23 protein-coding genes are annotated in these 23,600 nt (G+C 43.4%); 11 read left to right on the top strand and 12 right to left on the bottom strand.

Annotated features, from left to right (window positions below; all coding sequences use genetic code 11):
• Positions 1 to 220 precede the first annotated feature (220 nt).
• A complete protein-coding gene (locus JMN17_RS07485) occupies positions 221 to 691 on the bottom strand; it encodes a hypothetical protein (protein WP_202327816.1) in 471 nt (156 codons plus the stop codon).
• 69 nt (positions 692 to 760) lie between these two features.
• On the opposite strand from JMN17_RS07485, the gene JMN17_RS07480 reads away from it, so the two are divergent.
• The 3 genes from JMN17_RS07480 to JMN17_RS07470 all read left to right on the top strand — a co-directional run bounded on the left by JMN17_RS07480 (position 761) and on the right by JMN17_RS07470 (position 3,464).
• The gene (locus JMN17_RS07480; protein WP_202328224.1) at positions 761 to 1,348 is read left to right on the top strand and encodes a CGNR zinc finger domain-containing protein; all 588 of its coding nucleotides are present in this window, start codon (positions 761 to 763) and stop codon (positions 1,346 to 1,348) included.
• Between the two features lie 135 nt (positions 1,349 to 1,483).
• Positions 1,484 to 1,972: an HPP family protein gene (locus JMN17_RS07475; protein WP_242519884.1), complete on the top strand. Its 489-nt coding sequence runs from the start codon at positions 1,484 to 1,486 to the stop codon at positions 1,970 to 1,972.
• Positions 1,973 to 2,078: 106 nt separating this feature from the next.
• Positions 2,079 to 3,464 (top strand): sugar porter family MFS transporter, encoded by a 1,386-nt coding sequence (locus tag JMN17_RS07470; protein ID WP_087991843.1) that lies wholly within the window; start codon positions 2,079 to 2,081, stop codon positions 3,462 to 3,464.
• Positions 3,465 to 3,500: 36 nt separating this feature from the next.
• Here the strand turns inward: JMN17_RS07470 and htpG are convergent, their stop codons facing one another.
• Together htpG and JMN17_RS07460 are read right to left on the bottom strand one after the other, a co-directional pair.
• Positions 3,501 to 5,381, bottom strand: a complete 1,881-nt coding sequence (htpG, locus tag JMN17_RS07465; RefSeq protein WP_087991842.1) for a molecular chaperone HtpG — start codon at positions 5,379 to 5,381, stop codon at positions 3,501 to 3,503.
• Between the two features lie 166 nt (positions 5,382 to 5,547).
• Entirely contained in the window at positions 5,548 to 5,799 is a 252-nt protein-coding gene (locus JMN17_RS07460) for a hypothetical protein (RefSeq protein WP_087991847.1), read from the bottom strand.
• Between the two features lie 117 nt (positions 5,800 to 5,916).
• On the opposite strand from JMN17_RS07460, the gene JMN17_RS07455 reads away from it, so the two are divergent.
• The gene (locus JMN17_RS07455; RefSeq protein WP_087991841.1) at positions 5,917 to 6,738 is read left to right on the top strand and encodes an SDR family oxidoreductase; all 822 of its coding nucleotides are present in this window, start codon (positions 5,917 to 5,919) and stop codon (positions 6,736 to 6,738) included.
• 824 nt (positions 6,739 to 7,562) lie between these two features.
• Here JMN17_RS07455 and JMN17_RS07450 read toward each other — a convergent pair.
• A complete protein-coding gene (locus JMN17_RS07450; protein WP_202327815.1) occupies positions 7,563 to 8,705 on the bottom strand; it encodes a TetR/AcrR family transcriptional regulator in 1,143 nt (380 codons plus the stop codon).
• A 140-nt stretch (positions 8,706 to 8,845) separates the two neighbouring features.
• Here JMN17_RS07450 and JMN17_RS07445 point away from each other — a divergent pair, with 140 nt between their 5' ends.
• Positions 8,846 to 10,183 (top strand): aldehyde dehydrogenase family protein, encoded by a 1,338-nt coding sequence (locus tag JMN17_RS07445; RefSeq protein WP_202327814.1) that lies wholly within the window; start codon positions 8,846 to 8,848, stop codon positions 10,181 to 10,183.
• A gap of 206 nt (positions 10,184 to 10,389) precedes the next feature.
• Positions 10,390 to 10,857, top strand: coding sequence for an RDD family protein (locus JMN17_RS07440; RefSeq protein ID WP_148963237.1), 468 nt, complete (start codon positions 10,390 to 10,392; stop codon positions 10,855 to 10,857).
• A gap of 43 nt (positions 10,858 to 10,900) precedes the next feature.
• Here the strand turns inward: JMN17_RS07440 and JMN17_RS07435 are convergent, their stop codons facing one another.
• Positions 10,901 to 12,133, bottom strand: coding sequence for an outer membrane protein assembly factor BamB family protein (locus JMN17_RS07435; RefSeq protein ID WP_202327813.1), 1,233 nt, complete (start codon positions 12,131 to 12,133; stop codon positions 10,901 to 10,903).
• Between the two features lie 100 nt (positions 12,134 to 12,233).
• Entirely contained in the window at positions 12,234 to 12,659 is a 426-nt protein-coding gene (locus JMN17_RS07430) for a DUF5391 family protein (protein WP_202327812.1), read from the bottom strand.
• Positions 12,660 to 12,917: 258 nt separating this feature from the next.
• On the opposite strand from JMN17_RS07430, the gene JMN17_RS07425 reads away from it, so the two are divergent.
• Positions 12,918 to 13,373, top strand: coding sequence for an RDD family protein (locus tag JMN17_RS07425; RefSeq protein ID WP_148963236.1), 456 nt, complete (start codon positions 12,918 to 12,920; stop codon positions 13,371 to 13,373).
• 29 nt (positions 13,374 to 13,402) lie between these two features.
• On the opposite strand, the gene JMN17_RS07420 is transcribed toward JMN17_RS07425, so the two are convergent.
• The 3 genes from JMN17_RS07420 to yxaF all read right to left on the bottom strand — a co-directional run bounded on the left by JMN17_RS07420 (position 13,403) and on the right by yxaF (position 16,400).
• On the bottom strand, positions 13,403 to 14,611 hold the full coding sequence (locus tag JMN17_RS07420; RefSeq protein ID WP_087991833.1) for a DUF418 domain-containing protein: 1,209 nt from the start codon (positions 14,609 to 14,611) through the stop codon (positions 13,403 to 13,405).
• A 107-nt stretch (positions 14,612 to 14,718) separates the two neighbouring features.
• Positions 14,719 to 15,732: a quercetin 2,3-dioxygenase gene (locus JMN17_RS07415; RefSeq protein WP_202327811.1), complete on the bottom strand. Its 1,014-nt coding sequence runs from the start codon at positions 15,730 to 15,732 to the stop codon at positions 14,719 to 14,721.
• 92 nt (positions 15,733 to 15,824) lie between these two features.
• Complete coding sequence (gene yxaF / locus JMN17_RS07410) at positions 15,825 to 16,400, bottom strand: transcriptional regulator YxaF (protein ID WP_087991831.1); 576 nt, start codon at positions 16,398 to 16,400, stop codon at positions 15,825 to 15,827.
• Between the two features lie 130 nt (positions 16,401 to 16,530).
• On the opposite strand from yxaF, the gene JMN17_RS07405 reads away from it, so the two are divergent.
• Positions 16,531 to 17,601: an SDR family oxidoreductase gene (locus JMN17_RS07405; protein ID WP_202327810.1), complete on the top strand. Its 1,071-nt coding sequence runs from the start codon at positions 16,531 to 16,533 to the stop codon at positions 17,599 to 17,601.
• Positions 17,602 to 17,641: 40 nt separating this feature from the next.
• Here the strand turns inward: JMN17_RS07405 and JMN17_RS07400 are convergent, their stop codons facing one another.
• Positions 17,642 to 18,124 carry a DUF1433 domain-containing protein gene (locus JMN17_RS07400; RefSeq protein WP_202327809.1) on the bottom strand — a complete coding sequence of 161 codons (483 nt, stop codon included), beginning with the start codon at positions 18,122 to 18,124 and terminating at the stop codon, positions 17,642 to 17,644.
• Between the two features lie 3 nt (positions 18,125 to 18,127).
• Entirely contained in the window at positions 18,128 to 18,613 is a 486-nt protein-coding gene (locus JMN17_RS07395) for a DUF1433 domain-containing protein (protein ID WP_087991828.1), read from the bottom strand.
• A gap of 59 nt (positions 18,614 to 18,672) precedes the next feature.
• On the opposite strand from JMN17_RS07395, the gene JMN17_RS07390 reads away from it, so the two are divergent.
• The 3 genes from JMN17_RS07390 (at position 18,673) to JMN17_RS07380 (ending at position 22,254) form a co-directional block, all read left to right on the top strand.
• Positions 18,673 to 20,136: a DUF2974 domain-containing protein gene (locus JMN17_RS07390; protein WP_087991827.1), complete on the top strand. Its 1,464-nt coding sequence runs from the start codon at positions 18,673 to 18,675 to the stop codon at positions 20,134 to 20,136.
• 15 nt (positions 20,137 to 20,151) lie between these two features.
• Positions 20,152 to 20,535: a hypothetical protein gene (locus tag JMN17_RS07385; protein WP_202327808.1), complete on the top strand. Its 384-nt coding sequence runs from the start codon at positions 20,152 to 20,154 to the stop codon at positions 20,533 to 20,535.
• A 141-nt stretch (positions 20,536 to 20,676) separates the two neighbouring features.
• Entirely contained in the window at positions 20,677 to 22,254 is a 1,578-nt protein-coding gene (locus JMN17_RS07380) for a Na+/H+ antiporter (RefSeq protein ID WP_087991825.1), read from the top strand.
• 237 nt (positions 22,255 to 22,491) lie between these two features.
• Here JMN17_RS07380 and JMN17_RS07375 read toward each other — a convergent pair whose 3' ends face one another.
• Positions 22,492 to 23,523 carry a polysaccharide pyruvyl transferase family protein gene (locus JMN17_RS07375; protein ID WP_087991824.1) on the bottom strand — a complete coding sequence of 344 codons (1,032 nt, stop codon included), beginning with the start codon at positions 23,521 to 23,523 and terminating at the stop codon, positions 22,492 to 22,494.
• Positions 23,524 to 23,600 lie beyond the last annotated feature (77 nt).

Genomic DNA, 23,600 nt, shown 5'->3' with positions numbered 1-23,600 from the left:
ACGGCCTGTTTTCCGATAAATATGAAGAGCACCGCCCCTATGATCAGCAGCTTTTTGCTTTTGATTTTATCGGAGAGAAATCCAAACAGGATCGCACCAGGGATAGACGCCCAAGGGACACGAGAAGCATTTGTACGCTATACTTACACATTTTTTCTTTTCCCAATTTGTAAAATAACTTTTTTAACTTTTCACATTTGAAAATCACATGATCATTTCATCATGCTGTTGTAAAGCACGTAAATAGATAAGCTGTGGTCCCTTCATATCCAAATACCAGAAACAAATTCCATTCATCAAAGATGACGACATGTCTGCTTTCATTTGTAAATAGCCGTTCATCAATTTGAATCCCGTTATTTTCATAGGCAAGAATTCGCTGTAAAACAGATGCTCCGTCAAATTCTGAAAAGATCCCATACTCTATCACCGGTTCCAGTATTTTGGTGATTACAGCCTCTCTGTTTTTCTCTACCTCCGCTCTTTTCCATTCCCAGCCTTCTACCGCATACTCTTCCCTCTCCATCAATAAACTAAAGACCTCTTCAACTGATCTCTCTTCTGATCGTTCAGCTGTTAAGTAAAAAACGAATGATTCTGAGTCAGGCTCGAGAAATTCTTGAATACTGATATGTGGTAAAAAAGCCAATTGGCTGCTACACACTTTCTCAAGCTTTTGTTTTTTGAACACGGCAAAACCTCCTTTTATTCATATCCTTGCGTGAAAAAGGTTTTGGCGCTTACAATGATGTTGAAAGGAATGATTACATTGGCAAATACTCAATTCCCTCTTATCACACAAAACCTTTCTCTCGATCTCGTGAATACTGAAATCATAAGCTATGATAAACGGCACGATCTCATCCAGTCAGTAAATCATTTGATGGAATGGTTTGACAAAATGGGAGAGACAGCTCCTTTTCTCCATTCTTTTACGTTACAGCAAGTCCAAGAACATGATTCTCTCGTACTGCAACGAATTCATCAATTCCGCGCTGAGCTGAGAAAACATTTTGAGCGTATCGCCGAGGGCGGTGAACCCTCTCAAGCTTTCATCTCTTTCCTGCAAGATCAAATTGCCGCCGCTCCCTTTTCTTATCAAATCATAGATGACACACTGGCCCGCATACCGAATGGAACACTCGATCAATCCATTTTATCGCTTATCGCTTACGACGCGTTATGGCTGATTCATACAAAAGAAATCCAACAGCTGAAAAGGTGCGCAAACGAAAAGTGCATTTTGCTCTTTCTTGATAAAACAGGAAGGCGAAAATGGTGCTCCATGAAGATATGCGGCAACAGACAAAAGGTCTCCCGCCATCAGAAAAAAATCAACAATGAGTAAAAAACCGTTCCCCAGTGAACGGTTTTTTATTGTTATCATACACTAACTACTGAAAATAAAATTGACAGGTTAGTTTTTAACTATTATTCTATACCTACTGGAGGGATTCATTTGGAAAACAACTTCTTTTTGAAAATGAAAGGAAAAGGGAAAACACCTTTACAGGTAAATAGCAAAGATGCTGTTACAGGGCTTATAGGAGGATTTATCACCATATTGGCACTTGCTTCGTTGACCGCTTATACTTCAAGCTTATGGTTAATGGCACCTTTTGGAGCAAGCTGTGTGCTCGTATTCAGCGCTTGGAATGCTCCATTATCACAGCCGAGAAATGTGATTGGCGGCCATTTCATTTCTGCACTTACAGGGATTGTTGTCTTTGAGGTATTCGGGGCCCATCCATGGACCTTTGCATTAGGCACAGGACTTGCCATTTGCTTGATGATGCTGACTAAAACCACTCATCCTCCTGCCGGCGCAGATCCGATTGTCGTCATTCAAGGGGCGTATGCTTGGAGCTATTTAGTATTTCCCGTACTTATTGGATCTGTCATCATCGTGATCATCGCTCTCGTTATCAATAACTTGCGCAAAAATCGCCAATATCCCGCATTTTGGCTTTAATGTTCAAAACAATGTTTCAAATCAGATAGGGAAAGGGTACTCATTTATTAACTTTGTTAAACATATATGAGGTGCTCATTGGTTCAACAACTGAGGGGGAACATTTGTGAAGAAAGACATAAGGAAATATATGATCTACTTTTTCGGCGCTTTAGGGGGGCTGCTTTACGGTTACGATACGGGCGTCATCTCTGGAGCGCTGCTGTTTATCAACAACGATATTCCTCTAACAACATTGACCGAGGGATTGGTCGTCAGCATGCTGCTTCTTGGCGCGATCTTCGGGTCTGCTTTAAGCGGCACATGCTCAGATCGCTGGGGCAGGAGAAAAGTTGTATTTGTCCTCTCCATCATTTTCATTATTGGTGCGCTCGCTTGCGCATTTTCTCAAACGGTCGGCATGCTGATTGCGTCTCGGGTGATTCTCGGATTGGCCGTAGGCGGTTCAACGGCACTGGTGCCTGTATATCTTTCAGAAATGGCGCCGACAAAAATCCGCGGAACACTGGGCACGATGAACAACTTAATGGTTGTTACCGGTATTTTATTAGCCTATATCGTCAACTATCTGTTCACGCCATTTGAAGCGTGGCGCTGGATGGTGGGGCTGGCTGCGGTGCCTGCTGTGCTTTTATTAATCGGGATCGCGTTTATGCCTGAATCACCAAGATGGCTCGTGAAACGCGGACGTGTAGAAGAAGCGAAAAACATCATGAAAATCACTCATGATCAAGAAAATATTGAACAAGAACTTGCGGATATGAAAGAAACGGAAGCAGGGGAAAAAGAGACAACACTCGGTTTGCTGAAAGCAAAATGGATTCGCCCTATGCTTCTCATTGGCGTCGGCCTTGCCGTTTTCCAGCAGGCTGTCGGCATTAACACGGTGATCTACTACGCGCCGACCATTTTCACGAAGGCCGGTCTCGGCACATCCGCATCAGTACTCGGCACAATGGGGATCGGCGTCCTCAACGTCATCATGTGTATCACCGCCATGATCTTAATTGACCGTGTCGGCCGCAAAAAGCTCCTGATCTGGGGAAGTGTCGGTATTACACTGAGCTTGGCAGCACTAGCAGCTGTGCTCCTGACACTGGGGCTCTCTACATCAACAGCATGGCTGACCGTCGTTTTTCTCGGTGTCTATATCGTGTTTTACCAAGCAACATGGGGGCCAGTTGTATGGGTTCTGATGCCTGAGCTCTTCCCATCCAAAGTACGCGGAGCCGCAACAGGCTTTACTACTTTGGTATTATCAGCGACCAACCTGATCGTGTCGCTCGTCTTTCCGCTGATGCTCAGCGCGATGGGCATCGCATGGGTCTTTACCATTTTTTCAGGGATCTGTCTGCTATCGCTTTTCTTCGCCTTCTACATGGTTCCTGAAACCAAAGGGAAAAGCTTGGAAGACATTGAAGCAAGCCTGAAACAACGGTTTAAAAAGAAGAACAGCAGCCAGAGCCAAGTGCTGAATGAGCGTACATTATAAAAAAGGAATCGTCTCACAGGACGATTCCTTTCTCTGTTACACCATAACCTTGCACATATTGTTCGTAAATTCCACAGGGTCCTGAATCGGCAGGCCTTCGATGAGAAGCGCCTGATTGTACAGGAGATTTGTGTACAGGCTCAATTTCTCTTTATCCTGTTCAAATGCATCCTGCAGCGTATTGAATACCTCGTGATTCGGGTTGATTTCCAGCACTTTTTCCGCCTGTACATTTTGGCTGTCCGGCATCGCGTTTAAGATTTTTTCCATCTCAATCGTGACTTCGCCGTCAGCAGCAAGGCAGACCGGATGTGATTTGAGTCGTTTTGAGATTTTGACGTTTTTCACTTTATCTGACAAAATGTTTTTCATTTCCTCAAACAGATCCTTATACTTGCTTTCCTCTTCCTCTGACTGCTTTTGATCCTCATCCGTGTCTATGCCAAGGTCTCCGCTTGATACGGATTTAAATTCTTTTTCCTGATAAGATGTCAGCATTTTAATCGCAAACTCATCAATGTCCTCTGTGAAGTAGAGAATTTCATAGCCTTTGTCCGCTACCATTTCCGTTTGCGGCAGTTTCTCAATGCGATCGTATGAATCACCTGTCGCGTAATAAATATATTTCTGCTCCTCAGGCATTCTCGATACGTACTCATCTAGGCTGACCAATTTTTTCTCTTTCGAAGAGTAGAATAATAAGAGGTCCTTCAATTGATCCTTATTCGCGCCATAATCATTGTACACGCCGAATTTCAGCTGTCTGCCGAACGACTTGTAGAACGTCTCGTATTTCTCTCTGTCTTTTTTCAGCAGGCTTTGCAGCTCGCTTTTGATTTTCTTGCTGATGTTTTTCGCGATCAGCTTCAGCTGACGGTCATGCTGCAGCATTTCCCTGGAAATGTTCAGTGACAGATCCTCAGAATCGACCATCCCCTTCACGAAGCTGAAGTGGTCCGGAAGCAGATCCGCGCATTTGTTCATGATCAGAACGCCATTTGAATACAGTTCCAAGCCTTTCTCATATTCTTTGGAATAATAGTCGAACGGCATGTTTTCAGGAATAAATAGAATCGCGTTGTAGCGTACGGCGCCATCCACACTGATATGAACGTGTGAGAGCGGTTTATCAAATCCGTAATGCTTTTCAGCATAGAACTTTTCATAGTCCTCATCTGTCAGCTCGCTTTTGTTTTTTCTCCAGATCGGCACCATACTGTTGACCGTCTGTTCTTCCTGCACCTCTTCAAATTCATTCTCGCTGTCTTCCTTCGGCTTATTAATGGTAGTATCCATTTTGATCGGGTAGCGAATGAAGTCGGAGTACTTTTTGATGATCGCTTTTAAACGATATTCTTCTAAGAATTCGTCATAGCTGTCATCTTCTGTGTTCTCTTTGATTGTCAGAATAATGTCTGTACCGATAGCATCCTTTTCACACGGCTCAATCGTATAGCCATCTGCGCCCGCAGACTCCCATTTATACGCCTCTTCGCTGCCGAGCGCCTTACTGATGACCGTCACGACATCGGCAACCATAAACGCCGCGTAAAATCCGACACCGAATTGGCCGATGATGTCATGTCCGTCCTTCTGCTCGTTTTCCTTTTTAAACGCGAGGGAACCGCTTTTTGCAATTGTGCCGAGATGCTGCTCAAGCTCGTCCTTTGTCATCCCGATCCCCGTATCAGAGATCGTTAATGTTCTAGCACTTTTGTCAGCCGCGACCTTTATGTAATAACTGTCTTTATCAAACGTAAGCGCATCGTCCGTCAGCGCTTTGTAATAGATCTTGTCAATCGCGTCACTTGAATTGGAGATTAACTCACGAAGGAAAATTTCTTTTTGGGTGTAAATCGAGTTAATCATCATATCCAGCAGGCGTTTGGACTCTGCTTTAAATTCTTTTTTAGCCATTCTAGATCGCCCCTTTTTGATTTGTTATTAGGTTATGTAAACTCTTATCAGCATCTATTTATCACATACGGTGACAATTGTCAATTAGATTAATAGATGCATATATATGTAAATTTAACATGATTTAGATGCACTTTCACTATATATTCTCAAAAAAGAGAGGTCATCACCCTCTCTTTTTTACTGCGCCATTCCAGCGGCCAAACTCTCGCTTCATCCAAATATGCACCGGGTAGAAAAACAACCCGAACGGTATCAAAAATAATATATTATGCCATGAAGCATTTAGAAACGCGCGGGCTGTAACCGGAAACGTAATCTCTTTGAATAGAAAAGAGATGACAGTCAGCACAACAAACGCGGACGGAATCGTGACGAAGCAATAAAACTTGAGCTCCTTCTTATGCTGCACCTTCAACACACACAAACCCCCCAACAATTTCTAGTCCATCTTAACATATGTTGGCATTTCTTTTCTCGCATGTTTATCACTGCACATAGCGGGAAGACAAATAGAAAAAGGAGGACTCGTGTTATGAGAAGACTTGAAAACAAAACCGCAGTCATCACAGGCGCAGCGACAGGCATTGGGCAAGCGACGGCAGAGGTTTTTGCCAATGAAGGCGCGCGTGTGATGATCGGAGACATTAATGAAGACCAAATGATAGAAACCGTTGAAGCGATTAGAAAAAACGGAGGACAGGCGGACGCCTTTCACCTCGATGTGTCAGATGAAAACAGTGTGAAAGCATTTGCGGATCAAATCAAGGATGCTTGCGGTAACATTGATATTCTGTTTAATAACGCCGGGGTTGATCAGGAGGGCGGAAAAGTGCACGAATATCCCGTTGACCTGTTTGACCGCATTATCGCCGTCGACCTGCGCGGCACGTTTCTTTGCAGCAAATACTTGATTCCGCTCATGCTCGAAAACGGAGGCTCCATCATCAACACCTCCTCCATGTCAGGCCGGGCCGCGGACCTCGATCGCTCCGGCTACAACGCCGCAAAAGGCGGAATCACCAATCTGACAAGAGCGATGGCGATTGATTACGCAAGAGACGGCATCCGCGTCAATTCCATTTCACCGGGCACGATCGAAACGCCGCTGATTGACAAATTAGCAGGTACCAAGGAACAGGAAATGGGCGAAACATTCCGTGAAGCCAACAAGTGGATCACGCCGCTCGGACGCCTCGGTAAGCCGAAGGAAATGGCAACAGTGGCGCTGTTCCTCGCCTCAGACGACAGCTCATACGTCACAGGAGAAGATATCACCGCAGACGGCGGCATTATGGCTTATACATGGCCTGGGAAGATGTTGATTGATGAGAAGTGGAAGGAAGAAACGAAATAAACGAAATAAACATGGTCTGCGCAATATATGTATTACGATCCATACATTAATTAACATTAAAAGGGAGCTCAGCCTTGACCACGAGGTTAAGCTCTCTCTTCATTTGCTCCTAATTATTTTTCTCTATCTGTAAAAAAGAGATGAAAACTACTTATTGTATTCATATTTATTTTACATACTGTCAATTCTACCTTACAATATATTTAGCATTTATTAGGAGTTGATAGAATGAAATTGCTGTATACCTATATCATTTTAGGAGGTTTCATAAGCATATCTCTTTCTTGTTTTTTTCAGTTAGGTATTTTTAATCTCGCTTTATATCTTATCTATTTAAACTATGCACTTTTTTTATATAAACGAGCTAAAAACGCCAAAAGTTCAAATTAATACTTAGTATATCCCTTAACAGATTGTCAAAAATAGAGAAAGTAAAATCTTGTAGGATAAAGAATTCACTCTTACAAGTTCTACATATAGAAAGGTACGCAATTTATGTCACAAAACAAACTTCTCTTTTTACTCTTTTCACTTTCTTCTATCGTTCGCTTGCTCTTTAATACAATTTTAGACCCCACTGTAAGCTGGAAATCTTGGTTGGTGAACATTGCTCTAATTCTTTTGGCCCTTCTATTTTTAAATTTATGTTTGAAAGAAAAGAAAGAAACTCAAAAGACCAAGTGACATAACGACACAAAGCCCGAACTGAGTATCCGGGCAAATGTATATCCGTTGGAAGCGTTACCTCTCTCAGGTTTTCTTTTCAAAACCTACTGAAGTTACTCCCCAGCCTTCCATTTCAACCGCAGGCTGGTTTCTCTCGTTTATAGCAAGACAACCTTATACTTCTTCACATCCAAAAACTGCAAAAACTCCCTCGCCAGCACTTCCGGCGCATGCGCTTTTCCTTCATCAAGCCGATACAAAATCAGCCCTATAATCATCGCGGATACATAATAGGCGTAAAGTTTTTTCTCCGCATGAATGTCAGTCTGCTGATGCAGGTAAAACGATTCCAGCGCTTTGAACATATCAGGTATCACATGAGGAACACCCCATTCCCGATTGAGAAAAGGGACAATGGGCATGTTTGATAAAGCAGAAAGCAGACTGGCTAGCGCCTCCTCCGCATCCTTTAAAGAAAGCTCATTCGGACTTGAGGCAATCGTCAGGTGATCTATAATCTCCGCACATGATTGCTGAATCATGGTCTGCAGCAATTCCTCTTTGCTGGCATAGTGATCATAAAAGGTTGCGCGGCGGATATTGCTTTTCCGGGTCATGTCAGAAATCGTGATGGCCGCGTAGTCTTTTTTCTCTGCCAATACGTCCAGCAAAGCCTTCTGCAACGCTTCTCTCGTTCGAACCACACGCCTGTCGATTTGCTTGTCCTCCTGCCGCTTCCTTGACGGGGCCTGTCCAAACAGCCAATAAAACCGCTTTTGAGAAACGAGCTCCCATACCTTTTGGCTGATGGCTTCCGGAGAAGCGTCCGCATCCTCATGCAGCCAATAGAGGATAATCGCGTACGTGTACAAAGCCCGATAATGTCCGTAAATCTCCTGTTCGATCGGCGTCAGATTCACATTGACCGGAGCCAGCAAAACATCCAGCTGAAACACATCCTTAAAAAAACGATGAAAATGTCCTCTATTCATCATCGTGCCAAAAAAGGATCGATGCTCGTGGACAAAGGACAGAGTCGGATGCACGGTGTGCCGTTTTTTATTTAAATGGAGTGTGTCCATATGCTTGAAGGCGTCATAGAGCGCTTCACCCAGCCCTTCCTTCATGTCTTCGATCACATCCTCAATAATAGAGAACTTGTCTTCATAATAAAGGTAGAGCGTCCCGCGGCTCACTTTGGCCTTTTCAGCAATTTCTTTCATCGTGATGTGTTGAATGTCTCTTTCTTCCAATAAAGCCAGCAGCGCCTGTTTCACTTGAGCTTCAGCAGATTCCGCCACAAAAACACCCCCAGTCATTAGACAGATATTCGATATATGTACGGTAACGTATAGATGGTTCACCGTTGTCTTTCTTATAGAAAAGGTACCACTTTATAATAGGTCCGAGAAAAGAAGAAAGCAAATGAGGGGGATTTACAATGGAACAGCAAATAAAAGACGACATTCAGCGTGTGTTTCAGCTTCAGAAAAAACAGCAAAAAGCATTACGAGCTTCAACAGCGGAACAGCGCAAAGAAAAGCTTCAGCGCTTTTTAGATTCTGTGATCGCCCATGAGGAAGAAATCACCGAAGCGATCCGCAAAGACGTCCGCAAACCATATCACGAGGTCAAAAAAGCGGAAATCGAAGGAACAAAAAAAGCAATCCGAGATAATATGAACAACCTGGAAAAGTGGATGGCGCCTAAAGAAGTCGGTTCATCGTTAAGCCCCGAGGCAAATGGGATTCTCATGTACGAGCCAAAAGGCGTAACACTTATCCTTGGCCCGTGGAACTATCCGTTTATGCTCACAATGGCGCCGCTTGCCGCTTCTCTCGCAGCCGGAAACAGCGCGATTGTGAAGCTGTCCGATTTTACGATGAACACAAGCAACATTGCCGCTAAAGTAATCCGAGATGCTTTTGATGAAAAAGAAGTCGCGATTTTTGAAGGAGAGGTTGAGGTGGCAACCGAGCTTCTGGATCAGCCATTCGACCATATTTTCTTCACCGGAAGCACAAATGTCGGAAAAATCGTCATGACAGCGGCTGCCAAACACTTGGCATCTGTCACACTTGAGCTTGGCGGCAAGAGCCCGACAATCATTGACAGTGAATACGATCTCATGGACGCAGCGAAAAAGATCGCCGTCGGCAAATTCGTAAACGCCGGCCAAACCTGCATCGCACCTGATTATCTGTTCATTAAAAAAGATGTGCAGGACAAGTTCGCGGGCATTTTACAAACAATCGTCAACGCAGGATTTATGGAGGATGATCGCAATCCGGACCGCAGCAAATTTACGCAGATTGTCAACGACCGCAACTTCAACCGCGTCAAAGACCTGTTCGACGACGCTATCGAAAAAGGTGCGGAAGTCGTGTTCGGCGGCGTATTCGATGCCAGCGACCGCACGATCTCGCCAACCGTTTTGAAAAACGTCACGCCCGACATGAAAATCATGCAGGAGGAAATCTTCGCACCGATCCTGCCAATGATGAATTATGAAGACATCGACGAGGTCATCGATTACGTAAATGACCGCGATAAACCGCTTGCGCTTTATGTATTCAGCCACAACCAAGGCCTGATCGACAACGTCCTTCAGCATACAACATCAGGCAACGCAGCCATTAACGATGTTGTCGTTCACTTCAGTGACGTCAACCTGCCATTCGGCGGCGTCAACACAAGCGGGATCGGCTCCTATCATGGCGTATATGGATTTAAAGAGTTTTCTCACGAAAAAGGTGTATTGATTCAAGCCTCTAAATAATCATAGTTAAGAGAATCTGCATTACTCTGCGGATTCTCTTTTTTATCATCCTATTAACCTAAAGACAAAAAGGAAAATAGAAGAAATGAATAGTAATAAAATACTGTTTTTGCTACGAGACCAAATTCCTCTAGTATATCTCATTGAAACCGCACAACCTCTCACGTATAATATCCCAGAAAACTTCAAAGGAGAGAATTTTATACATGGAAAAACCAGCTGGATTTTGGATTCGGGCAGTTGCCTCTATTATTGATGATTTGATTATCTATTTTTTTGCTTTTATTATGATTTTTATTAACACCTTCATTGTCCTGCCTCTCATTGATGCAGGAAGCCCTTATATGACAGAAGGAGAATATAAATTTTATGTGCTGGTATTCGGAACAATCCCTGTTATAGCCATCATCTATATCTTCGGCATTCTTTATTATAGCTTGCTGACTTCTTCAAAAATGCAAGCAACACTGGGCAAAAAACTCATGGGCATCATCGTTGTCAATCAGTATGGCGAGCGTCTTTCTTTTTGGCACAGCTTTGGCCGTTTCTTCGCTTACATACCATCAGGCATTTTGTATATCGGTTACATTATGGCGGCTTTCCCCTCTAAACTGGCATTACACGATTATATTTGCGGGACAAAGGTTATCTATAAAAGTAAAAATCTCGATTGATTACCAAAAAAAGGCTGACGAGATAACCTCGCCAGCCTTTCTGCTATTTCCCAAAAGCCATTAGCTTCGTATAGCTTCCAATATAAAGCGTTCCGTCCTCAGCAAGCTGAGGAGATGACACGACGTTGCTGTCGGTTTGATAGCTCCATAATTCATTGCCGTTTGAGTCCGCCGCATAAACCTTCATATCATCTGACCCGAAATAAACCGTTCCTTTCGCATCAATTAGCGGTGCCGTTCTGACAGGGCCTCCTGTGTAGAATGACCAGTTCATATCTCCGTTTTTGCTGATGGAAAACAGCTCGCCGCTTCCTGAACCGATGTAGATATTGCCATTATGGTCGATCGCAGGCGATGAACTGGAGAACCCGTTAAGCGGAAATGTCCATTTTAAGCTGCCTGTTGACGTATACGCATACAGCTGTCCGTCTTGGTTACCGGCATAAACGTTGCCATCCTTATCAATCACTGGATATCCTTTAAACGCATTTGACGTCGTTCTGGACCATTTCACCTGTCCGGTTCCGGAGTTGATCGCATAAAACACGTAATTATATGTGCCTACATATACAGTGCCGTTTTTGGCAAGCACCGGCACAGAGCTGACGACACCATTTGTTTTCAACTTCCAGCGTTCTGTCCAAGTTGATTTTGACGTCGGTTTGATCGCGTGAACATAATTATCAAGTGTTGAGAAGTACAACGTGCCGTCTGAACCGATCACCGTTTCAGAGCTTGGCCCGCCGCTTAATGGGACCGTTGTTAGAATCTCGCCTGTTTCCTTGTCGATAAAATAAATCTTTTTGTCATAGGATGCCAGATAGATAACGCCGTTGGTTCCGAGTACGGGAGATTGCGTGAATGTTTTTCCCAGATTGCCTGTCACCCATTTGACTGAGCCATCCGGATTAAAAGCTTTCATTTCCCCATCTCTGGAATGAAGATATACTGTGCCGTCTTCATCAATCACAGCCCCCGCTCCATTTTGAGGAGTCGTTCTGATGTCGTTTTGCCATTTCAGTGTCCCGTCTGTATTTCCGGCGAACCGGCTTTCGCGTGACCAGTTAAACATGGCAGGCGCCATCGCTTGTACATCATACCTTCCTGTTAAAAAGCCGGATGCTCCATTATTTTGAGAAAACACCGTTTCCGCCGCATAAGCAGCTGTTGGCTGAAGCACTTTGGCAGCGGGCACATCAGAAACAGCGCCGACTGACACAGCAGCCGCCACCGCGGCTCCCGCAATCAAAGCTTTCATGCGAAATGAACTGACCATCATTGAGACCCCCATTATATGTAATTTCTAATTTGTGATCATCATAACATATTCATCCATTTTATAATTCTACTTCACAAAACCATCACAAACTAGAAAACTATGTAAGGCTGTTCGCGGACGTTTTTTCAGCAACAGAACGAAAAGCAGCCACAAACCAAATGATGTTGACAGCAGCCGCGGCGAAACAAACCACAATCACAAAGACCACCTCAGAAAGCAGCTGGTCACTGAACAAACCATACATCAAGATAAAACCGGCCGAAGAGAAATGAATCAGCAACCCAAAACCGCAAAGCACCGCCATTACATACCTCATCGCATCAACTCCAAGCATGTAAATAACAAAAGGAATGAAATACATCACAAGGATCATACCGATAGCTGACCACATGCCGACTGAGTTAAATTGATTGGCCGCCGCTCCCGTTCCGGCCAGCGGCGAAAGTGAAGCAGCGGCAATCACGGCACAAAAAAGAAACGCAGAAATGATTGTTGCGATCGCCACCCTGTTTTTTCTAGACATCAAACCCCTCCCTCAAATGAAAATATTAACATATATCATTATAATGTAATCTAAATGAGAAATTCATTATATTTTAAAGAAAATGACAGAATGCAGAAAATGAGATTCGCTTAAATGTAGTAGATTTATATAGTAAAGACACAGGGATAAAAGACTCATTTTTCAGGCATATCAGGATTTTATCACCATATCATATTGCGCATATTATTTTTTCAAAGTATACTATTCCAGATTCATTCAAAGGAGAGAGAAAAAGACATGGAAAAACCAGCAGGATTTTGGATTCGTTTTTTAGCTTATTTTATTGATGGCATTATTGTATCTGTTCCTAGTTATATTATTCTATTTATTATCAATAGTGTGTTTATAGCTGGATCTGTGGCAACAGACCCTTACATGACAGAAGAGGAGTATCTCGTGAAATACATGACGTTCGCATTTTTGCCTACCATGCTGATCATGCTCGTCATCTGTGTGTTATATTACGGTCTGCTCACAGCTTCTAAAATGCAGGGCACACTCGGCAAAAAAATTCTTGGCCTGAAAGTGGTCAATGAACAAGGCGATCGGGTTTCTATCGGACAGGCAATCGGCCGTTACTTTGCATACATCTTATCTGGAATTATCTTTTATATTGGCTTTATCATGATCGGCTTCGGAGAGAAAAAAGGTCTGCATGACATCATTTGCAAAACACGTGTCGTGTATAAATAATAGAAGAAAGTCTAGACACCAATAGGCGTCTAGACTTTTGTTTTCTTTACCATAGGCTGCCACGCCAGATACGTAGCGCTCCTCCACAGCCACTCAAACGGCCCCATCCGGAATACCCGAAGCCAAAGGTGGCTGAAGACCATCTGAACGGCACAAACAGCAATCGTAATGAGCACGCCGGCAGCAGGATACACTTTCCCGTACAGCCCCAAGCCGTAATGATAGAATATCCACGTACACACGATAGACTGCATCAGATAATTGGTAAACGCCATCCGTCCAACAGCGGAGAATGATTGCAGCACTGTTTTTACTCTTGTTTTATGATAAAGATAGACAACCGTTGTGACATAGAAAAACATGAGGAAGGGCGCGCCAATCAGCAAAAATACTTGCCTATCCGTTACACTGTACAGCACTTGTGCGCTGATGCCGATGACAAGCCCAGCCATCCACACGCTTTTCAAGCCTTTGCGATGCTTTCCGGGTTCATGCAAATATCGTGACTTCGCCGCCGCAGCCCCCAGCAAAAACATGCTGAAATAAGGAATGGATGCAAAGAAGAAGCTGATCGGGTTATACGTAAGCATGCCATTCGAAGACATGTAAACAAGACGATCGTGGATCCGCTGTTCCGCAATCTCCTTCAAGCTGCCGCTTCCGTACGCATGGAGCGCTTGTTTTGCCTGCTGAGTTACCGCTTGAGTCCATTCCTGTCCGTTTGCTTGATAAAAGCTTGTCAAAATGAACGGTATGGTAAACAAAAGATACAAAGAGAGCGCCCATATCAGCAGTGTTTTCGGCTTTGCTTTTCGAAATAAGAGCAGAACAAAACCGAGCAGGGCGTATTCCGTTAAAATGTCCCCGTCCCAAATCAAAAAGGCGTGAATGGTTCCAATCAAGAGAAGCGCCGCTAACCTTCTCGCATAGAGCGGAACAAACCGTTTCCCTTTGCTTACTGCCCTCTCCATCATAACAACCATGCCGAATCCAAATAAAAAGGAAAACAATAAAATACATTTTGTTTGGATGAAGAATGTCAGTATGTCTGTTACTGCAAAATCAGCTTCAGACCACTTTTCTGTAAAAAAGTTCTCTTTTCCAAGCATAGACAAATACATATCCGGATAACTGAAATGGGCCAGATTGACAAATAAGATCCCGAAAATCGCCATTCCCCTTAGCACATCAAGCACGCCGATCCGTTCATTTGCCAAAGTCGGCTGTAATGAAACCATATCTATCACGCTCCTTTTTTCTGTACCCTAAGAGTATGAAAAAAAGAAACGCAGAAACATCGATTTAGGTGACACACAGGCATGGAAACCTTACAATCTTGTTATCTTTATGGTTTCATGACCTTTAAATCTAATGCTTCGATATTTTGCAAAACGCGGTCAAATCGCAGCGCCTGAGGCTCACTTGGATAGATGTGGCCTTCATACGGCTCACCTAACGTCCGGAAAAACGGTTCAAATAAGCCTGGAACCAATACGCCCACCATCTTTGTATAATGGGAATCCAGACGATAGGAATGAACGGTATTCTTTGGAACATGCAGAAAATCTCCAGGGTTCAGCTGAATTTCCTGTCCATTTGCCCACATCGTCATCTGCCCTTCTAAGCAATAAAATGTTTCTGTATGATGTTCATGGTAGTGATCAACGATCCGTTCGCCTTTAGGGCCATCCGATGATACGACGATAAACTGGCCGTCTGTATTTTTTTGTGCAGCCACAATGCGGTGAAGCTGATCTCCCGTCACCAGGCGGTCGCCTTCTCCAGACTCAAGCACGTATGGAACAGCTCCATCTGGAAGCTCTGTAAGTTCCGCTAACTTTGCCGCACCGGAAGGCTTTTCTTCATCAAGAAATGCAATGTCCGCCACAGTCGCCGCTTCTGCAAATCGCTCGTTTGACACCTCCTCGCTTGCGTACGGAGGATGTTCAGCGTAATCATATGGATTCCCAATAACGGAATACATGTGCGCTACATTTCCCTTCATCGTGTAAGACACCAGTCGCGTTCTGTGGCTCTGCATCTGGTAGCTGTGCGGTGTTCCGGCTGGAATGTTCGCATAATCGCCTGATACTAATAAATAATGTTCTCCATCAAGCGTCAGCTCAAGCTTTCCGTCCAAAACGAGAATCCCTTCATGTGTATCCTTGTGGACGTGAAGCGGAAAGGCATCTCCTTTTCCCCCGGAAAGCAGCACGATCTCAAACAGATCGCCTGTACTCTTCCCATTCGCCATCACCGTGGCGACTTGTCTTCCGAACAAATAGCGCTCACCTTCTCCGCTGCGGAGCAAATAAGGCATTTTTTCTTTAGGCAATGAATGTTCAAATAATGTTTTCATATATCGTTTCCTCCAATTTAGACCAGTCTATATATTAAAATATACATTACTAGACCGTTCTATATAATTGTAGGAGAAAGGATAACAAAACGCTACCCTTTTTTTCTCACCAGCACTGGAATTTGTTCGGCAATGAGAAGAAGAGGCGTTTTGACTTTATTCGTTAACGAAAGCATGATGCCGCCCTCGATCATCGAATTGATCAGCATTCCAAGCTGATTCGCTTCTTCTTCTGCAAATCCGTTTTCCATTAGTTTTCTGGCAAAAACCGCTTCCCAGCTTTTAAACACCTTCATGCAAACCGTCCGCAGCGGTTCACTGATTAATGCTGTCTCACTCGCAAGCAAACCGACTGGAAGGCCTTGAATGCTTTCTGTATTGTCAAACTGGCTGGCTGTTTTTTTGATAAATTGCTGAATCGCTTCTATTGGATCAGAGAATTCATCCATGCTTTGCTGTATCAGATGTTCAATCAGTTTTCCTGTATATGTAACCGCTTCAACTGCTAATTCTTCTTTGCCGTTCGGGAAAAAGTGATAAAGCGATCCCTTAGGAGCACCGCTTTCTTTCACAATCTGGTTCAAACCCGTCGCGTGATATCCTTGAAGCTGGAACAGACGTGACGCCGTGTGAAGAATTTTTTCGCGTGAATCTCCTCTGCTAGTCATTAAAACATTCCCTCCTAGGTATGGTAGAGCGACTTATATAATATAAAAAAGAACCCTGTGATTGTCAAAAAGGGGTAAGGACCTCCCGGATGGGGTAAATGTAGAAAAACAGCGTCTAGGAGGAATCTCAATGACAAACGATGATTCACTCACGAATACGGAAAAGCTTGAACAACAGAACCCGGGCACGAAAAAGAAGCTCAGATTGAAACAACTCAAGGATCAAGTGATCGTGATTACCGGCGCCTCAAGCGGAATCGGACTTGTCACTGCGCGAATGGCAGCTGAAAAAGGCGCGAAGGTTGTGGCAGCAGGGCGAAATGAAGAGGCTTTGAAGGATCTTACTGAAGAATTAAAGGAAAAAGGGCACGACGCGATATGGATGAAAGCGGATGTCGGGAAAGAAGAAGACATCAACCGCATCGCAGAAACCGCGATCAGCACATTCGGCCGCTTTGACACATGGGTCAACAATGCCGCCGTCTCGACTTTCGGGCACGCCATGGATGTCACCGTCGAAGACATGAAGCGCATGTTTGACACAAACTTCTGGGGACCTGTTTACGGAACAAGAGCGGCCGTCAAACACTACACCAGCAGAGGCGTGCCGGGCGCACTCATCAATGTGGGAAGCCTGTTCGGCGACAGGGGAACCGTCATTCAATCCACATACGCGTCAGCCAAGTTCGCGCTTCACGGCTGGACGGAAAGCATTCGGGTGGAGCTCGAGAAAGAACAGGCGCCCGTCTCGGTTACGCTCATCCATCCGGGCAGAATTGACACGCCTTACAACGAGCATGCTCACAGCTACCTCGACAAACAGCCGGCTCATTCCCGCTCCATGATCTATCCGCCGGAAGCGGCCGCCGAAGCCATCCTGTTTGCCGCCGAACACTCGAAGCGCGACATGTACATCGGCTCACAGGCAAAAGCCATCGCCATGCTGGGCGCTCTTTTCCCCCGGCTGACCGACAAACTGATGGAAAAAATCATGTACCACAGCCAGCATGCCGAAAGACCGTCCAAGCCGCGTGAAGAAGGCGCGCTTTATCATGCGGGCTACGGCATGCATGACAGGGGGACAAATAAAGGATGGCTGCGGTCCAGAAGCTATTACACGCAAGCTACGAAGCGCCCGATTGTATCCGCGGCTGTTGTTGCCGGACTGTTGGCTTGGGGAATGGCGAAGAGGCGGAAGTAAACCGATCACTAAAATAAACAGGCGTTTTGCCTGTTTATTTTCACTCTCCTATATCTCTTAAATACTGTTCACGCTCTTTTTTATCAGGGTAAGCGGTTTTGATGTATTTATCTTTTACTTCTTTGCTGTATTCGCTCCAATCTGTAAAACGATTACCTACATCCTCAGAGTAACTCATTCCGTCCACTTTATTGGAATCATAAATTAAATCTGCTGAGAAATAAAACTTATCTGGATTGTCATTTATATAACCATTCACTACTATTCTTCCCATCGGATTTATAGTCACTTTATCTTCAAAAGTTACAGACTTTATAAAATGATGAATATCCTCTTTTCTTAACTCTTCTTCTATTTTTGGCTTCATTTCCTCGACGTATGCTTCAGTTTTTTCTTTGCTACCTATGTATTTTTTACTTTTAGAAGTGTCTGACGTTTTTTTGATTTCATAAATAAAGCCAACCATTACGAGTAACAAAACGCTAACAAAAGCTAATAGTTTAAATGGCGCTTGTTTTTTCATAGATTATTTTATTTCCCCTATGTCTTTTAAATATTGTTCTCGTTCTTCTTTCGATAAACTATTTAAAAAGTCTTCTTTGACCTCTTTATCAAAATCATCCCAGTTTTCAAATCGGTCCGCTAAGTCTTTATCATAACCTATGGAATCTACTTTATCAGTTCCATATCTCAAAGAGACATCGAATGAGAATTTTTCAGGATTGTTGTTTACGTACCCTGATAGTTCGATCATTCCCATTGGACTGATTGAGACATCCTTATCGAATGTTATATCATTAACAAAATGATGGATATCATCTTTTTTCAATTTTTCCTTTATTTTCGGTTTCATTTTTTCAGCGTATTCTTCTGCCTTTTGTTGTTCATTTTTTTCATTTGTGTTCACGCTATGATCCCCTCCATCTGATGATTGATTATGATTAAAGTAAACAATTCCAATTAAAAATACTATAATCACTCCAACAAAAAGTGTTTTTTTGGAAAATGACATGGTTTTTCACCCTTTTTTATTTTATTATACTAGATATGTAAAGATTAGGAGTGTTGTGATTGTCTAAATACAGGTCAAAAAAATTAACCGCTGAAGATTTCAACCTTATTTCAAATAATGCTTATAAAATAGAAAAATACCATGTTGGAGAGACTATTGAAGTTAGTAATGGAGAAAGATTATACGTTATCGATTATAAAAAAACAGAAAAGGGCCTTAACGCCCTCACACTTGTTACTAGAGAGGATTATCGTAATTCCCATGAAGGCAAACACCCTGAAAAAATCCAAAACGCCATCATCGCGTACCGTGGATCAGAACCTATCAGCCCGGGTCAATTACAAGACACAATAAAGCCATATCGTGAAGAGCGGGAACAGCTTATTAAAGAATTAGAGAAAAAGGGAATCAACATTCCTAAAGATGAAGATGGTTCTTTCTATGACTACGCACAAGGGGTTCCTGAATATTCAAATGAGATTTTACAGGATTGGCTCCATATGGATACCAGTTATTTGGTTGGCAAAAAACCATTTGATGACGGGACGGAGAACCAAGCCATTCAGGCAGATCAATATGCAAAAAAAATACATAAAGACTTTAAAAACGCTGACATTCAAGTCACCGGTCACTCATTAGGCGGTTCTAATGCAAGCTATGCAGTCGTGATGAATGACTTTATCAAACGCGGCGTTACTTTCGAAAATCCTAACATATATGAAAACCTGCCTGAGGATGTAAAAGCCCGAGCATTAAAAGGGGATTTCCGCAGCCGTTTAACAGAATATATTAATTTAAATGATGGATTATCTTTGTTGAATCGGGATGCTGCTGAAATAGGTAATGTGAAAGTGATGTATGACGAGGCTTTGCCGAACGGTGTACAAAATAATCGCCTTCCTGATGCAGTAAAGATGTTGGGCCTTGCATTTAAACGTTACAACAATCAATCTCTTGATGTATCACTATTTGTCGAAGCCTTGATGGGAAGTCACAATCTGGACCGATATAACTTCAATTCAGATGGCTCTGTCCAAACTGTTGATGATGTGTTAAAAAACAATCCTGACTTTGCATTAACGATGCTTAAGCAAATGAAATCAACCAATGTGAAAGCCAATACAGGTGTTTCAATCCTCATTAAGTCGCATGTATTGATGAATACATGCACGCAGTTAAAACATATCGCTGAATTGGAATGGTCTAGGATTATTCGCCAGATTGAAAGAATTGATGACAAAGTAAAGGATTCTATTGAGGATGTCAGGAACATGCATGCAAGAATGGTTGGTTTTGGCACATATGATGAATTAGCTATTTCTGATGTCGATGATCTGATCAATAAACTTAAAATGAACAAACCGCATCACCTTTTTTACTCAAAAGAAAAATATGATCAGGCAGTAGATGCCGCGCTTCATTTACAGCACTTGCTTCAGATGGTTGCAGATGACCTTGGACATATGGGACACGCTTACCATGATGCAGATCTGGCAGCAGCAAGCCGGATGGGGATTTCATAAGGGAGAGAAAGAGACATGGATTTTATGAATAAAAAACCTACAGATGCAGACCGTTTTATGCAAAGAGTGACAAGCCAGCATTCAACCACTTCGCTTTTTTCAAATGCCCATCTAGATACATCTGAAATGACACCAGAACAATTGGCGGCGTACAAAGAGAAGAAAAGACAAGAACAAAAATTGGCGCTGATGAATTCAATCAAAAAACAATTAAGCTATGCTTTTCAAGAAGACCGTAAGAATTTGTCTTCGATCAAAGATAATATCACAGATGCCGAGCTGGCGGTTAAGACAAAGCGGGACATTCTCGACCATCATATGTCAGGAAAAGCGATTGACAGTGTCACGGATAAAATGAAGGATCATGTATCGAGTGTAGTCAATTCCATTGGCTTATAGAATAAAGAACCAAAAGCCGGCAAATTGCCTGCTTTTTTGCTTTTCCGCAGACTGGCAAAGGACTGTTTTACATATGATATGATTACCAATGACAAAATGAGGGTAATTTTTTAGTTACACAATTCATAAAAGGAGGTTCTAATGGAACACTTAGATTTGCATCATATTTTCGAACTAGGTTTTTTGTTGGTCATGATTGCAGCCGGTATTACCGCGATTGCCAAGAAGTGCAGACAGCCTTATCCGATCGCACTCGTGATTGTCGGCACGATCATTGGACTTGTACATATTCCGCTCTTCGAACCGCTGAAAGATTTTATTACTGAAGGAGAAGTCTTTAACTTCGTCATCATTACGCTGTTCTTGCCGGCTTTATTAGGAGAAGCTGCCCTGAAGCTGCCCTTTTCCCATTTGCGGGAAAATAAGCGCCCCGTTCTGGCGCTGGCCTTCGGCGGCACACTCATCTCGTTTCTGATCGTCGGCTTTTCTTCCATGTGGCTGATGCATTTGGCCATTCCGGCGGCGTTTGTTTTTGCCGCGCTGATGAGTGCGACAGACCCAGTTAGTGTGCTGTCCATTTTCAAAAGCGTCGGTGCGCCGAAAAAGCTTTCGATTGTCGTTGAAGGAGAAAGCCTGTTCAATGACGGGCTGGCGGTAGTGCTGTTCAACATTTCCGCCTTTTACTTAATGACTTATTTAGATCTCGGCATTCAAGGCGCCGGTTTAGGCTTGTGGGAGTTTGTCAAAGTCATTTCCCTCGGCCTCATTATCGGAGGCGCTCTAGGATTTGTCTTTTCCCAGCTCACCAAGTATTTTGATGATTATCCTTTAGAAATTATTTTTAGTATCATTCTGTTTTACAGCTCATTTCTATTGGCGGAAATGGCAGGTGCCTCCGGCGTAATCGCTGTCGTAGTCGCCGCGCTTATATTCGGCAATTACGGCGCAAAAATCGGCATGAGCCCGACGACCAAGCTGAATATCAATAACTTTTGGGACGTCGCCGCCTTGCTCGCGAACTCCCTTGTCTTTTTGATGGTCGGACTTGAGATCACGAGAATTGACCTGACTGATAAATGGGGTTTGGCGATTATGGCGATTGTCATTGTGCTTATCGCCCGAAGTGCCGCCGTCTATATCAGTCTGGCCTTTATTAAGAAATTTCCGGCGACATGGAAACATACCATCAATTGGGGCGGGCTGAAGGGCTCTCTGTCCATTGCCCTTGTACTGAGCCTGCCGAGAGACTTCCCGGGGCGTGAAGACATTCTGATTTTCGCCTTCAGTGTCGTTTTATTCTCCCTTGTTGTTCAGGGGCTTACCATTAAGCCGCTTCTGGAACGGTTAGGCGTGAATCAAAAGGAAGAGGGCAATCAGGAATATGAGGAATTGCTTGCAAAAGGACACCGGCTAGAAACCGCTATCCAGGAAGTCCAGCAAGTCAAACACAATTTGCTGATACACGAAGCTGTCTCCAGCGAACTGACAGACCAATACAAAGAAGAAGTCAGCCAGCTGCATCAACAAACAAACCAATTGTTCGAAACATACCCGGAACTCAAAAACAAACAGCAAACCATCTTGAAAAAACATTCGTTATACGCCCAGTACCAAGCGATCGAGAACTTATCAAAGGAAGATATCATCTCAAACGAAGTGGCTGAGAAAGAGCAAGCGCGGATCATTGATGAAATCGTTTCTTTGGAAAACGATCATTAACGCAAAAAAGCAGACTGTCATCTGTCTGCTTCAGATTGTTGACAAAATCCTAAAACGGTTTAGTTTTAGGATTTTGTCATCTTGTCAGCGTGATTGAAAACCCTTGAAGTCTAGGAAGGACGAGCATTGGAGCGGAGCGAATGTTATCATTCGTGAGCACCAACGCGCAGGACTGACAACGAATGCGAGGGTTTGTCGACACGCTGAAAGCAGACTGCCATCAGTCTGCTTTTTCTTTTATGATTTGAAAAAATCAACCAGCGGCTGAAAATCCCTGGATAAATCAACTTCATTCGGTTCTGCTTGAAGCAGGCGGTCAATCATGCGCTCCAGTTCTTTCATATCATGTTGATCTGTGTATTCAATGAAGTTTAAGCTTTCGAGCCAATCCCGGTACGAATGTTTAGCTTTGCCGTAACTGTTTCCAAAGACAAGGCAAGGTGTTTTGGTAATAATCGAGAAAATCATCGCGTGAAGACGGTCGGTGATCACCAATTTACTGGAACCGATGCGGTCAAGCATCTCCATTAAATGTTTTTCACGATCGGCGTAATCAATGGTGTCTACCGTGTCCAACACCGTATCGGTACGTTCCGTACAGGTTGTTTTTTCTGCCCATTTTCTCATCTGTGAAATAAAATCTTCGTCGGTCACTTTCTCCTTATCCGCTCTTAAAATAAAGAGAACGCCGTCCCGCTCAAGCTCTCTCGGCACAATATCCAAGGAGAGCACCATATCCGGTGTAAAAATCACATTAGAATTGAAGGTCTCTTTCACAACATCCAGCGTCTGTGTCTCACGCGCGGCAATCGTTAAATTAGAATTTTGATGGTACGCGTCCTGTGTTTTTTTCTTTTCTTTATTTCCAGCGTCTGTGTCTTCAAAATAAACGGATTGCGGCAGAGAAATCGATTTATAGTCCTTAAACGCCGAGAAAACCTTCCTTCTGTCTTCCTCAATATCGAGATAAAGGTTTCCTAAATTTCCTCCGCCGGTAAAGCAGACAATATCGTCTTCACGGATGATCTCCTTCACCAGTTCAATCCCCTCATCTGTCGCATAATCCATAATTTCAATATATTCATAATACGGAAAATGATTTTTTATAAATTTCTCTTCCGCATACGCAATCGCTTGGTCACCAATGTTTGTGTAACTCGGGGAACCAAACAAAAATACTTTTCGTTTATCATGTAACAGGGCATCTGGCTCGACATTTGGCGCAATGCCTTTTACGAGTTTTTTGCCTTTGATTTCTTGTACAGTCATATCTTTGTCCTCCTTCTGGGATGATTGCCTCATTGTGTAGTTAACTGTCTCTACCCAAAAAGGAGGATGGCTATGCA

It is taken from the genome of Bacillus sp. RHFS10, assembly GCF_016757475.1.
In the GTDB taxonomy this organism is placed as follows: domain Bacteria; phylum Bacillota; class Bacilli; order Bacillales; family Bacillaceae; genus Bacillus; species Bacillus subtilis_G.
This window is presented reverse-complemented; position numbering and strand designations above follow the sequence as displayed.